11 protein-coding genes are annotated in these 14,326 nt (G+C 43.7%); 4 read left to right on the top strand and 7 right to left on the bottom strand.

Annotation, left to right across the window (positions count from 1 at the left end; translation table 11 throughout):
• Window positions 1–137: 137 nt before the first annotated feature.
• From fhuF to AACS90_RS03115, 7 genes are all read right to left on the bottom strand, one after another.
• Entirely contained in the window at window positions 138–878 is a 741-nt protein-coding gene (gene fhuF / locus AACS90_RS03145) for a siderophore-iron reductase FhuF (RefSeq protein ID WP_241538218.1), read from the bottom strand.
• A 1-nt stretch (window position 879) separates the two neighbouring features.
• Window positions 880–1,695, bottom strand: a complete 816-nt coding sequence (locus tag AACS90_RS03140; protein ID WP_099121663.1) for an ABC transporter ATP-binding protein — start codon at window positions 1,693–1,695, stop codon at window positions 880–882.
• Window positions 1,695–2,747 (bottom strand): FecCD family ABC transporter permease, encoded by a 1,053-nt coding sequence (locus AACS90_RS03135; protein ID WP_099121662.1) that lies wholly within the window; start codon window positions 2,745–2,747, stop codon window positions 1,695–1,697. Before AACS90_RS03135 ends, AACS90_RS03140 begins: the two co-directional genes overlap by 1 nt.
• A gap of 3 nt (window positions 2,748–2,750) precedes the next feature.
• The gene (locus tag AACS90_RS03130; protein ID WP_099121661.1) at window positions 2,751–3,761 is read right to left on the bottom strand and encodes a FecCD family ABC transporter permease; all 1,011 of its coding nucleotides are present in this window, start codon (window positions 3,759–3,761) and stop codon (window positions 2,751–2,753) included.
• Window positions 3,748–4,806 (bottom strand): iron-siderophore ABC transporter substrate-binding protein, encoded by a 1,059-nt coding sequence (locus tag AACS90_RS03125; RefSeq protein ID WP_241538217.1) that lies wholly within the window; start codon window positions 4,804–4,806, stop codon window positions 3,748–3,750. Before AACS90_RS03125 ends, AACS90_RS03130 begins: the two co-directional genes overlap by 14 nt.
• Before the next feature lie 20 nt (window positions 4,807–4,826).
• Entirely contained in the window at window positions 4,827–7,043 is a 2,217-nt protein-coding gene (locus tag AACS90_RS03120; protein WP_099121660.1) for a TonB-dependent siderophore receptor, read from the bottom strand.
• A 574-nt stretch (window positions 7,044–7,617) separates the two neighbouring features.
• On the bottom strand, window positions 7,618–8,673 hold the full coding sequence (locus AACS90_RS03115) for a tRNA/rRNA methyltransferase (RefSeq protein ID WP_099121659.1): 1,056 nt from the start codon (window positions 8,671–8,673) through the stop codon (window positions 7,618–7,620).
• A gap of 134 nt (window positions 8,674–8,807) precedes the next feature.
• Between AACS90_RS03115 and AACS90_RS03110 the strand changes: the two genes are divergently transcribed.
• From AACS90_RS03110 to AACS90_RS03095, 4 genes are all read left to right on the top strand, one after another.
• Window positions 8,808–9,485, top strand: a complete 678-nt coding sequence (locus AACS90_RS03110; RefSeq protein WP_099121658.1) for a tRNA-uridine aminocarboxypropyltransferase — start codon at window positions 8,808–8,810, stop codon at window positions 9,483–9,485.
• Window positions 9,486–9,572: 87 nt separating this feature from the next.
• On the top strand, window positions 9,573–12,215 hold the full coding sequence (locus tag AACS90_RS03105) for a bifunctional acetate--CoA ligase family protein/GNAT family N-acetyltransferase (protein WP_099121657.1): 2,643 nt from the start codon (window positions 9,573–9,575) through the stop codon (window positions 12,213–12,215).
• A gap of 101 nt (window positions 12,216–12,316) precedes the next feature.
• On the top strand, window positions 12,317–13,672 hold the full coding sequence (gene pssA / locus AACS90_RS03100) for a CDP-diacylglycerol--serine O-phosphatidyltransferase (protein WP_193757176.1): 1,356 nt from the start codon (window positions 12,317–12,319) through the stop codon (window positions 13,670–13,672).
• A gap of 121 nt (window positions 13,673–13,793) precedes the next feature.
• On the top strand, window positions 13,794–14,150 hold the full coding sequence (locus AACS90_RS03095; RefSeq protein WP_099121655.1) for a YfiM family lipoprotein: 357 nt from the start codon (window positions 13,794–13,796) through the stop codon (window positions 14,148–14,150).
• Window positions 14,151–14,326: the final 176 nt, after the last annotated feature.

Here is a 14,326-nt window from a genome sequence, read left to right as displayed (position 1 = left end):
CTGCTAGCCAATAACCACAATGCCGAGCTGTTCCATGATTTCAGCAACCTGAGAGTGTTCCAGTTTAACCCCCTGAAAATCCACTCGCCGTATATCAATTTATCCCAAAGCAGAATTGGCCAAGCGACTCCTGTTGATTAACCAATTTCAAGTGGGCAGTCACGACAGTTTCCTACTCCCGGTAATTTATTCCGCTGGCAACAACAGCGACGCTGTATAATGTTATTTCTTAATATCACTGTACGATATAATGGGTTATCTCTGCCATCAGGTAATTTTGCTTCAAAGAAAAGATTATTGACCAATATTTGATATTGTTCATCACTCATTCTTTCTTTAAAGTTACTTAAATACCAATACATCACATAACCAATATTATTCCATAGCAAACGCCCATTAATTCCTTTATAAGATTCAATCTTTTCACAGACCGGAATAATATGGCGATCCAATAAAGCATAATAGCGTTCCAGTAAGGACAGAGGCTCATCCATCCAAGTTAATTGATAGTAAACCATATTAGGCCGGCCGCTTTCATGAAATTCAACCTGAAAAAGATTATAATCAGCATCTGCCGCCTGAGGGTATTCCAGCAGCATTAGCATCATTGGAGGAACAACTAAACCGAAATACCACTGTGCCCATAAAGAATAAAGCCCTTTATTATTCGGCTTCTGATCACTATTTGCATAATACTCATTATGGTAACGTTGCATTAATAATAAAAATTCTTTTTCATCCGACCATTGGTGAAATACCATGCTATCTTCTGGAATATTTTCTGCATTCACTTTCATAGATGAATTAAAATGGCTGAATGCGCTGTCGAATAAACTAACAATATTATTAACATCTACTTCTAACGTTATCTGAGTCATTCTACACCCTTCCATAATATCTTGGAATAATTAATGGTTTATCGGATTCTGGATCACGGATAATTCGGCATGCCAGACCAAATACATCGGCAATACTCTGCTCTGTGATAATTTCTTCAGGCTTTCCTTCCGCATAAATATGACCATTCTTCATCATGATCAATCGTGTAGCATAGCGCAGAGCTAAATTAATATCGTGTAAAACCAATACCAGTGTTTTCCCCTGCTGATGTAAGCGCTGGCATAAATCAAGCATTTCAATCTGATGAGAAATATCCAGATAAGTCGTCGGCTCATCCAGTAGGATAATCGGCGTTTGTTGTGCCAGTGTCATGGCAAACCATGCCCGCTGACGCTGGCCTCCAGAGAGTTCGCTGACAAATTTTTCCGACATATCCCATAAATCGACAGCCTGTAAGGCTTCTCTGACAATGCGTTCATCTGTTTCTGACCATTGCCGCAGGAAAGTCTGATAAGCATAGCGACCGCGGGAAACAAGGTCATAAATCGTCAACGCTTCCGTCACAATTGCCCCTTGGGTTAACAGTGACAATTCACGTGCAACCGCTTTTGGCTTATAACGATGGATATTTATTCCATCAAGTTGAATTTCACCGTGTTGTGGATGCATGCTTCGGCTAATTGCCCGCAGCAACGTCGATTTTCCACACCCATTAGGGCCAATAATAACGCTGAACTCGTTATCGTGGATTGCAAGATTAATATCTTCAATAATCGTTTTTTTACCGTATGCCAGTGAAAGACTCCGGGCTTTAAGCCGTGAAATCACCTCTGGGGAATTCGCATCCGATGGCATTATCGTGTTCTCCTTAATTCTGCATACAGTAAATACATCAAGTAGATTCCCCCAATCACCGCAGTCACTAAACCAACAGGCAAACGTGCCGGAGTAGGTAAAATTAGGGTAATAAAATCAGACAGCAGCATCAGTAAAGCACCAACTAAAGCTGAGCAAAATAATGCAGCACCTTTCGCATGGACTAACCGACGGGCAATTTGTGGCGCAGACAGGGCAATAAAAGAAATGGGGCCGACAACTAATACTGACATTGCAGCGAAAATGACAGCCAGTAATATACTGATAATCTGGATAAGGCGTACGGGCACACCCAATGTATTAGCTATATCGTCACCAAAATGGGTATAACGTAATTGCCTGCCCAGCCAAAATAAAACGGGAGTGAAAACGACCAGCCCACTAATAATTGCCACATCCCGCCATCCCCTGCTGGCGAGGCTACCACTCAGTAATGCACGTATTTGCTGGGCCTGTTCAACACGAATATTTGAAACAGCAAAATCAACGATTGCCATAGAGAATGCAGCAATGGCCACGCCGGATATCACGATTTTACCTGTTTGCATTCTGCCCAGCCCTGCACCATTGCCGAGATAAACCAGCAATACTGCAAGCCCGGCACCTGATATTGCCCCTACAGAGGCTGGCAATACATCAGGCCAGACAAGCAATGCAACCATAATCCCCAGTGCGGCACCCGCATTGATACCGATGATGTCCGGGCTGCCAAGTGTGTTACGGGTCGTCAGCTGAAAAAGCGCTCCCGAAAGCGCCAGAGCCATTCCGGCCCCTATTGCTAACAACGCTCTGGGTAAGCGGATTTGCAATAAAATAAATTCCTGATAGGAGTTTCCTGTCCCCAGAAAGGGGTTATCCATCCCTTTCCTGCCCGATGACAACGTCAGATAGAAAAGCGCCACCAGCAACAGCAGAATGAGCATGATTACCTTACTCGTGTGCCATGATGGGCTGATGAATATAGCTCTTCCCAGTGAGAAAGTTCTGACAGCTTGTTGCCTTATTGGCCTCGGTGAATAAATCTGAGTCATGCTCTATTCCACCATGATTTTTTGTGTCCGGTTTTTAGCAACCAGATAAAGCAGCGGAGCACCAATACAGGCGGTAATAATGCCGACCATGATTTCTTCAGGCGATATTAATAACCGCCCCACAACATCTGATATCAATAACAGGCAAGGGCCGGCAAACAGGCAGTAAGGCAACAACCAACGAAAATCACTGCCTACCCATGCCCGCATCAGATGTGGTGCTGCCAGACCAATAAAAGCAATTGGGCCAGCCATTGCTGTCGCTCCGGCAGCCAACATCGTGGCACTTAATAGTGACAGAATACGGGTACGGGCAACGTTAGCGCCGAGAGCGCCTGCAATTCCCTCCCCAAAAACCATGACATTTAATGAAGCACTGAGTGAAAGCGTCAATACAATCGCCACCAGCAGGTAAGGTATCAGTAAACTGGCCTCATTCAGCGACATCGCACTCAATGAACCCACTGTCCAGAAACGGTAACTGTCCATTACCTGTGCGTTTATCAATACCACTCCCTGTACAACCGCAAACAGGCAGGCATTGATAGCCGCACCTGTCAGAACCAGCCGTACAGGGTTAGTATTACGGGCACCGCCGCTGAGTAAATAGAACAATAAGGTTGATAAACCCGCGCCAATAAATGCACTCCAAAAACGGGAGAATCCCTCTAGCGCCGGAATAAAAGAGAAAAAAACCACGGTAACTGCCGCTCCCGCATTAATTCCTAATAATCCCGGATCCCCCAACGGATTGCGCAGCAAGCCCTGAGTGACTGCTCCCGCGAGAGCCAATGCAGCTCCGGCCATCAGGCCAATAAGAGTACGCGGCTCACGGGCATTGATGACTAAATCATAGTAGCTGCCCTGATCGCCCTGCCAGTAATGCAGCCAGACTGCTGACATTGGTATTGGTTTCGAGCCCAGGCTCAGACTGGCAATAATGCAAAGACAGGTCAGCAAGGCCATCAATACCAAACCCAAGATACGAACCTTATGCCGTTTAGGGTTTTTCATGTTTTGCTATCTCCTGCTTCAGCAATGGCATAAATCTGGGTAGCCCCCAACGCAAGCTCAGTGGTGAGCCATAAGACATCGACATCACAATAGATTGATCGGTCAGTGGAATATATCCTCCCTGATGTACCGCCCTGATTGAACGAAACAAAGGTTGTGCTTCTGTCTGCTGACGCTCTTTTTCACTGCTATACCAAGTCACCAGAATATCTGCACCATTAAGTAGATCCGCATTTTCCAAACCAATGTTGCCTGTAAAACTGCCAAAAGGCGCGGTCAGGAAATCAGCCAGTGGAAGTAAGGACAAACCGAGATGGACAAGGGTATCTACGCGTGGATCATTTTTGACGTAGATAGATAAGGTGTTACCTGTTGTTCCTGCTTTAATATAAGCAAAAGAATAACGGGCTATATTAGGGATTGTACTTCCTGCCCGAGTCAGAATAGTATCCAGTTCGGTACTGAGCGTTTCTCCCTGTGGTATTTTATCCAGTGCGCGGGCGACTAGTTCGATCTGTTGCCGGGGTGTTGTCTGCCACGGTTTATGGGGATAGGCAACGACAGGCACAAAATGAGACAGATGATCATAATTTTCCTGTGTGATACCTGATTGTGTTGCCAGAATCAGATCCGGTTTTAATTTAATGATCTTCTCAATATCCAGCTCCGGATACATTTCGATAACCACCGGTAATTTTGCTCCACGTCGCTCTATTTCTTCCCTGAACCAGGGTAAATATCCGTCTGCATCACCACCCCAGCGATGCGATTCAACACCTACGGGAATAATGCCAAGATCTAATAAAATATCTTCAGTACCGGTTCCCAGCGCTACAACGCGTTGCGCTGGCTGGTTAATTACCGCAGTTCCCAACTCAGTCGTAATCGTCTTAGGGTAGCCAGTGGTATTTTTCTGTAACGCGTCTGCTGGCGCTGGCTTATCACAACCTGCCAATAAACCGGCCAGCAGTACCAGCGGTACGACGACCCATATTTTGCAATGTGTGTATATTTTCTGTATCAACATTAATGGATAAAAATGCATCGCCGCTGTCCGTTAATCAGTTAGAACTTATAACGTAAAGTCGCTGAGACATTACGTGGTTCACCATAGTAATACTGGGTGTAGCTACCAAATGAGGTGTAGTATTTTTTGTCGAACAGATTATTCAGATTAACAGTCAGGGAAATATCCGGAGTGAAATGGTAGCGTCCCATCAAATCAACCGTGGTAAAGCTACGTTGCCCATCTTCACGTATGCCGTCTGGGCTATTAAGCTCCAACCGTGTTTTACCCTGCCAGTTAACACCACCGCCAAGAGTCAGGTCGCTCAGGGCATCAGGTAAGGTATAAGTCGTGAATAGCTTGAACAAACGGTTTGGTTTATCTGTATTGGTACGTTTACCGTCAGGCAATATAGCGCGGAATTGGGTGTACCCAGCGTAAATACGCCAGTTATCGGTAATCTGACCAGTGATTTCAGATTCAAAACCACGGGTTTTTACTTTATTAACGACAGAATAAACAACTGAGTTCTTTGGAATCTCCGGATGCCTCTGTGGGGAATTATCACGGATTGTGTAATTATTTTGATGGATCTCGAAGAGAGCCAGAGAATAATCAAGGCCGTTATCAAAAGCGACACCTTTCAGCCCTAATTCGTAATTTTCTCCGGTAACTGGCTTCAGCAGTTGGTTATCACGGTTAATCCGGCCTTCCGGTTCAAAAATTTTGGTATAGCTACCATAAACGGAGAAATCGGAAGTGAGGTTATAAACTAATCCACCATATGACAAAAATTCATTATTGTAGGTGCCATTCTGCGGTGTACCAAAATTATCACCACGGGTTTTCCAGTTTGTGATACGCCCACCAAGAATCAGCGTTAATGGATCGGCTAATGATAGCTGAGTAACCGCATAACCCGCTGTTTGCTCTATGTAGCCATCTGAACCATTATCTCGGGTTTCACTCCAGATTGGCTCAGGATAATCCCATGAAGGCTTAGTGAAATCACCCAGTGGATATTTATTACAGCTAAAAGACGGCTTCATGCATGGAGCATTGTAATAGTCATTCCTGAAGTTCTGTTTTTGGTAGTTCAAACCAAAACTAGCGTGATGAATACGCCCTAGTAATCCGTAATTACCATTGACCTGTAAATCAACATTGCGCTGATGTCGGGTTCCATCGATCAATGTTATATTCCCCGGATACATTCCCTCATTCGTCGCCCGATCAGGAAAACCCGTTGCCCATAATACTTTTTGATCAAGGGCATTATTATCATAGGTAAAGGTTCCTTTCACACCCCAGCCATTATCGAATTTATGTTGTAGGCTGGTAAAAACAGAGGACGAACGGACTTTTGAGAATGCCCAATCAGGTGCATAACTGTTACTACGTTTATAGTCAGTTTTGCTGCCATCTTTAAAATAAATCGGCAAACCACCAAACATTCCGCCACGGGTATGGTTAATCTGATAATCAGCACCAATAGTTAGCAGAGTATTCGCTGTCAAGTCAGCTTCAATAATGCCGTAGAATGGGTATTTCTCGTGCTTGTCACGATCAATAAAAGAGTTGGAACGTTGGTAAGCTGTGACAAAACGGCCTCTGATTGTGCCGCTTTCATTTAATGAGCTGGATAAATCAAGGCCTGTTCGCCATTTATCCCAGGAACCGCCTTCCAAAGTAACTTCACCACGGAATTCTTTGGTTGGGCGTTTACGGATCACATTCACTGCCGCAGAAGGTGTACCCGGCCCCACCATCAAACCCGCAGCACCACGCACAACTTCCAGACGGTCAAACATGATAGTATCCATCAGGTTATCACCGTAATTAAAGCGAATGTCGTAAAAGGTTGGTACGCCATCACGCAACATATTTCTGACCGTCATCCCCCTTGACGAAAAGGTAAAGCGATCGCTGTCAGCCTGATTCACTGTCATGCCTGTGATACTACCGATGGCACTTTTTACACTGTCCAGATTCTCATCTATCATCAACTGCTTAGTCATCACACTGACACTTTGTGGCGTTTCACGTGCAGATAAATTCAGGCCGGTTGAGGTTACCATTGAAGTCGTATTGTACATCTCGCTGTCTTCAGTGACTCCTTCATGCCCCGGAGTTCCTGCTATTACGACAATTTTATCATTCTGCCCATGCCCTTCTTCCGCTATTGCCGTACTGTTCCCTGTAATAAGCAGCGGGATTAGGACTGAAAGTAATTTTTTCTTGGTTAAATGATTTCGATGAGAAATTGTGTTAATCACTCTTTTTTTGTCCTGTTATCAAAATGATTTTCTATTATTTTTTCTTCAATTTTTTGATTATTTATCTGAATGGTGATCCTGTATTTTCTCTTAGAGAATTCAGGAACCAAGTTCAGCTCCGGTGTACAGCGAGATCATGTAATAAAATTTTTCATTCATATCCATTACCACACCCTGTATTCATAAGAGACACGCTTTAGCGAATGATAATTAAAACCATTATCATTAACAACCATATTACTGCAAAGGTTTTATACATAACGCATTTCAGGATAAATTACGGCAACCGGGAATGATTGGGATAAGCAGCCTTAGCTAGCAAAAGAGACAACTCAAAAGACGAAGGAAATGGGTAAAGGTAGGTTCAAAGGTATAACATAAGGAATCTAAATAAATTTCAAAAATAAATAATTTTATTTAAAATTAATATTTGTGATATTAAAACCAAATTATTACGGTTGATATTATTTATTAAATTTAATTGTTGTGAGTTATTTATTTTTTCAAAAGAATAAGGCTCTGATTGAAAATTCAGAGCCTTATTTATAAAAGAAGTTATATTCTTTATTAACAATCAGATTTTATTCTGACGCCACCATTCCGCCAGCATAACCCCTGTTGCGACAGAAACGTTCAGGCTTTCGACCCGACCAGTACCACCAATCGAGAGACGGATATCACCATCTTCCCAGACGCTGTCACTCAGGCCGTCGCCTTCCTGCCCCAGTACCAGAACCATTTTTTCAGGAAGTTTAGCTTCTGCCAGTTTTGTGCTGCCTTTATGACTTGATGTGGTCACAATGGTATAACCTGCATCACGGAATTGGCTCAGTGCTGTGGTAAAACCATCTGCATCAATACCTTTAACGTGTTCAGCACCACCTTCCGCAGTACGGACTGCCGCACCGGATTCCAGCATTGTCGTATCCTGCAATATCACACCCTGTACGCCAAAATGAGCACAGCTACGCATAATTGCGCCGAGGTTATGTGGATTACCGACATTTTCTAATGCCAATACGCAATCTTTTGCCGGAGCCTGTTGCAGATAAGTTTCGGCATTCAGGCCATTACGTTTTTTAATCAGAAAACAAACGCCGCCATGATGCTCCGTACCGGATGCTTTTGCTAATTCTTCATCATCCACTACATGGTAAGCCTTACGGTTTGCTGCCATCCATTTCAGTGCATCACGAAAACGAGGGGTTACTGACTGAACAAACCATGCTCTCACAATTGCATCCGGGCGATTCTGGAACATTGCCTGACACGCATTTTCGCCATAGATCCGGGTTTCTTCCAGTCTCTGACGACGCAGTTGTTCAGGATCGATATGGCTTCTGCCACTAATGCCGCCATGATCAGGTTTTGACTCTTCATCTGGCGAGCGGGAAACTGTTCTCCATGGAGAACGCTCTTTTGGTTGCTCAGGACGATCATTGTCGTAACGTCTGCCGCCCTGCTCGCGTCCTTTACCTGACGGGCGTTTATTGTTGTTATGACGATCATTGCTGTTACGGCGATCATTGTTGTTACGACGATCATTATTATTACGGCTGTCATTGCTGCCCTCATTACGGACATACATTACTTTGACTTTGCCACTCTTACCACTATAGGAATCGTTCATCTATTTCTCCAACTTCTCTATGGCGCGCAGATTACCCGATGTTCGCTTCCGAAGCTACCTCTGGCAACGACAATCAATTAAAATATCCGTCAATTTTCTTCTGACTTTGCACATGAGCATTTCTGAGTTCTTAAATGAGAAATAACAACGCCGTTTATCAGCTTCGCCAACACCGTCTTGCGCGTTCTACCCGCCCTTTTCAAGCAAGAGGCTGTCGGGTTAAACGTTGTACGTACTGTTTATTACCCCAAAAAAGATGTCTGTGTGAAAATATTTCACCTGCAAAAGCTGACAGCCGTTTTTGCCTTATTATGTTTGATACTGAGCCAATGAAGCCTAGTAATACAGGAAAGTTAATTGCAGATGTTCTGCCTGATACACAGGCGTTTCTGTGGTCAAGAACTGAGCCTGACCACAGAATGCTTGATGTACTGCGTGATCCGAGCCGGCAACCTTATCTGATTTTTCCTGATAGTTACGCCACACCATCGCGAACTGTGTATCAGCAACTGCCAGACACGCAAAAAGCGCCGTTGTTCATTATATTGGATGGCACCTGGCCTGAAGCAAGAAAAATGTTTCGCAAAAGCCCATATCTGGATGATATTCCTTTGTTATCAATCAATAGCATTGCCAAAATCGACTATTTACTGCGAATGCCATCAAGAGAAGAGCAACACTGTACTGCTGAGGTCGCTGCCGCAGCGTTAGAGTTAGCCAATGATTTTGAAGCATCCCAACAATTATTGAACCATTTCAATCATTTTCGGGAACAGTATCTGGCTGGGAAATCAAATCATCCAGCGGTATAAATCACAGTAATTCCTGTCGATCACGGCTAAAGTTATTCATGGTAGTTGCTTAACTAATGATGACGTGATCTTAACAAGGAGCGAAAAATGAGCCAGCGTGGACTTGAAGCCCTACTGCATCCCAAATCCATTGCCGTTATCGGAGCTTCCGAGAAACCAGAAAAAGCCAGTTCGCTCCTGATGCGGAATTTGTTAGCAGGAAATTTTACCGGCCCGATCCTTCCCGTCACTCCCAATAAAAGTTCTGTTCTCGGTGTGCTGGCATATCCTTCTATCGACAAGCTACCCTTAACGCCCGATTTGGCGGTTATTTGTACTCATCACAGCCGTAACTTACCATTATTAGCCCAACTGACCGAGCTGGGATGTACAACGGTTATCATTCTCTCATCCCATCCCTCCCAGTTTGCTGAACTGAAGCAATACAGCCAGAAACATCATATCCGCATTCTTGGGCCTAACAGCCTCGGTATTCTGGCCCCGTGGATCGGGCTGAATGCCAGTTTCTCTCCTATTCCTATTCTAAAAGGAAAACTGGCTTTTATTTCGCAATCAGCCGCAATATCCAACACGATTCTGGACTGGGCAAACCATCGCAATATCGGTTTTTCGTATTTTATTGCACTGGGAGATAGCGTTGATATTGATATTGATGATCTACTGGATTTTTTAGCGCGAGATAGTAAAACCAGTGCAATCCTCCTGCATCTGGAACATATTAGCGATGCCCGCCGTTTCCTTTCCGCTTCACGCAGCGCATCACGCAATAAACCAATTCTGGTAGTCAAAAGCAGCCGTACCCGTAAAGCGCAGCAGTTACTGGGAGAACAGCAAAATTTTGATGTCGCTTATGATGCCGCAATTCAAAGAGCCGGATTGTTACGCGTACAGGATACGCATGAAATGTTTTCTGCTGTCGAAACACTGAGTTTTATGCGTCCACTACGTGGAGAACGCCTGTTAATTGTCAGCAATGGCACAGCTCCAGCCGCTATGGCACTAGATGAACTAATCAGAAGAACCGGTAAATTAGCTGACTTAGAAGAAGAAACTATTGCTAAATTGGTCAGTGTACTACCGGATGTACAAATCTTACAAAACCCTTTGGATCTCGGGGACGCTTCGTCAACTGCACAATATATTGACGCGCTGAAAATACTGTTAGATAGCCGTAGCTATGATGCCTTATTGTTGATTCATTCTCCCTGTGCAATTTCCGACAGTATGCAAACAGCCGTAAACGTTATTCGGACTATCAAAGAACATCCCCGTGGAAAATGGCTGACAATATTCACGAATTGGTGTGGGGAATATTCTTCACAGGAAGTAAGGCGGTTATTCAGCGAAGCCGGGATCCCAACCTATCGCACCCCTGAAGGAGCGGTCACCGCATTTATGCATATGGTGGAGTATCGCCGTAATCAGAAACAACTCAAAGAAACACCTGCCCTGCCAATTGGTATTACTTCAAATACGGCCCACGCCCATGATTGCATTCAACAGGCTCTTGATAAGGGTAATACTCAGTTAGATACGCATGAAGTTCATTCTATTCTTGAAGCCTATGGGCTGAATACGTTGCCGACATGGATTGCTCACTCCAGTGACGATGCGGTCAGTATCGCAGAAAAAATTGGTTATCCTGTGGCGCTGAAACTTCGCTCACCTGATATTCCTCATAAATCAGAAGTACAGGGTGTCATGCTTTATCTTCGTACTGCGGAAGAAGTGAAAACCGCAGCTCAGGCCATTGTTGAACGTGTAAAACAGAATTTTCCGCAAGCCAGAATTGAGGGATTATTGGTGCAGAATATGGCAAACCGTGCCGGTGCACAGGAACTGAGAATTGCCATTGAACAGGATGAAGTTTTTGGCCCTTTAATTATGCTTGGAGAAGGCGGGATAGACTGGGTTAATGAAACGCAGGCGGCGGTTGCTCTGCCACCGCTTAATATGGCTTTGGCACGTTATCTGGTCATTCAGGCGATTAAGAGTGGTAAAATAAAATCCGGAGCATCATTGCAGCCTCTCGATATTCCCTCACTGAGCCAGCTGCTGGTGCGGGTCTCTAATTTACTGATCGATTGCCCCCAAATCACCCGTCTGAATATTCATCCATTACTGGCTTCGGGAAGTGAATTCACACTCTTAGATGTCACAATGGAATTAACCCCAATCACTGACGATCCGCGGAATCGACTGGCAATTCGGCCTTATCCTAATGAACTGGAAGAAACTATCTATATCAAAGACGATTTTACCTGTTTGCTACGCCCGATTCTGCCGGAAGATGAACCACTATTAAAAGAATTCATTGAGCAGGTAACAAAAGAAGATCTTTATTATCGTTATTTTAGTGAGATCAATGAATTTACTCATGATGATCTCGCCAATATGACTCAGATTGACTATGACCGTGAGATGGCTTTTGTCGCAATACGTCATCCGACAACAAAACCAGAAATTATCGGTGTCGCACGTGCTATGGCTGATCCCGATAATATCGAAGCAGAATTTGCTGTATTGGTGCGATCGGATCTGAAAGGAATCACGTTAGGATCTCAGCTTATGGCTAAACTCATTCATTACGCCAAAGAACATGGCATACAGGTCTTGACTGCGATAACAATGCCAGAAAACCGCAATATGATCAGGCTGGCTAAAAAACTGGGATTTACCATCGATATCCAGTTAGAAGAAGGTATCGTTAATCTTGTTTTAAAACTTTAGCCACAATTGACAAAACTAGTGGTATCATCGCCAGATCATTTTGATTCACAAATTTACGATGGGATTATAACCATCCAAACTAAGAGAAAAATCGCACTGTGATGTTGTCTAAATTTAAACAAGCAAAACACCAACAACACCTTGCACAACTGCCTAAATTACCACAGTCAGTTGCTGATATTGAAACCCTTTATCAATCTGAAGAGTTTCGCAGCACACTGTTGGAACGCATTGCAGGCGCCAAAAAGCATATTTATATCGCCGCATTATATTTAGAACATGACGATGCCGGTCAAGATATTTTAACTGCGTTATATGAAGCCAAGCAAAAACGGCCTGAACTGGATATCAAAATTCTGGTCGATTGGCATCGCGCGCAGCGTGGTCGTATTGGCGCACAAGCAGCTGCAACAAATGCAGACTGGTATTGCTCTATGGCTGAAAAATATCCGAATGCCCATATCTCCATTCTTGGTGTTCCCGTCAATACCCGTGAGGCGCTAGGTGTCTTACACTTAAAGGGTTTTATCTTTGACGACACTGTGATTTACAGTGGTGCCAGCATTAATAATGTCTATCTGCACCGCCATGAAAAATATCGTTATGATCGTTATCATTTACTGCATAATGCGAAGCTCGCAGCCATCATGAAGCAGTATATAGATGACAGCATTATTTCTGACAAAGCAGTCAATAATCTGGCCTGCCCAAACCGCCCTCGTAGCCTTGAAATAAAGAATTTTATCAGACAATTTCGGGGCCACTTACGTAGTGCGACGTATCATGTTGAAAATCAGGCTTCAAATGAAGAGCTGGCAGTCACTCCGCTTGTTGGATTAGGCAAAAAAAACCCGCTGAATAAAACTATCTGCCATCTGATCGCCAGCACCGAGGAGAAGTTAGTCATCTGTACTCCTTACTTTAATTTACCGGCAGTACTGGTGCGTTCTATCTCAAGGTTACTGCGACAAGGAAAACACATTGAAATTATCATTGGCGACAAAACAGCTAATGATTTTTATATCCCGCCCGAAGAGCCATTCAAGATTATCGGAGCGTTGCCTTATCTCTATGAGATTAACTTGCGCCGTTTCACTAGTCGATTGCAACACTTTATCGATAGCCAGCAGCTGACTATCCGGCTGTGGAAAGATGAAGATAATAGCTATCACTTAAAAGGCGTCTGGGTCGATAATAAATGGCAGCTGATCACCGGTAATAATCTCAATCCACGAGCGTGGGGACTGGATTTAGAAAATGCTATTCTTATTCACGATCCGCATAAAGAAATGCAAGAACAACGCTCTTTAGAACTGGATTCTATTCGCACTCATACAACGGTTATTACCAGTTATCAGGAACTGGATAGTATACAGCTCTATCCCGTTAAGGTTCGCAAATTAATACGCCGTTTACGTCGTATTCGTGTTGACCGCCTGATCAGCAGAATATTGTAAACATAGATAAATATTTATCTCATTTATTAATCCTCTCTTGTCATAACAAGAGAGGATTTTTTGTATCTTATTTATCAAAACGCTATTATTTATTAAATTATTAATAATGGCGAAAAATAAGATGAAAAAGGCCGGAAGAAATAAATTTATAAATATATTAATAGTAATATCCCTCCTATCTACCACTACCGCATGTACTAATATTCGCCAGGCAAATGACACCTGGACCGGCAAGGATAAAGCCCAACATTTTCTATTTTCTGCTGCCATAGCCGCTGCGGGTAACGCTTATGGCGATCACCAGAACTGGAAACATCGCGAAAGTGCTCAATTTGGTTTATTACTATCGATTGGAATTGGTGCTGCAAAAGAATTTTATGATAGCCGCCCTACTGGAACAGGCTGGAGCTGGCAGGATTTTGTGTACGATGTAGCTGGGGCAGTGACAGGTTATAGTCTTTATCAGTATTTAAAATAGCCCGATAATTATATCCGTGAATTGGTTTTCTATCTCTAAAAATAAATTTTATATATTCCAGAAACGCAATAAGTATCCCCCGGCATAGCCGGGGGTTTTTCATATGCGCCTATAAGGCTCTCTTACCTGCCGCGCCCTAACAGGCGCATCGCAATCTGACATTTGCATTCTAGTGA

Source organism: Xenorhabdus sp. KK7.4, from assembly GCF_963876465.1.
Classification (GTDB): domain Bacteria; phylum Pseudomonadota; class Gammaproteobacteria; order Enterobacterales; family Enterobacteriaceae; genus Xenorhabdus; species Xenorhabdus stockiae.
The sequence above is the reverse complement of the archived record's forward strand: the minus strand, read 5'-3'. Positions and strand labels throughout refer to the sequence as shown.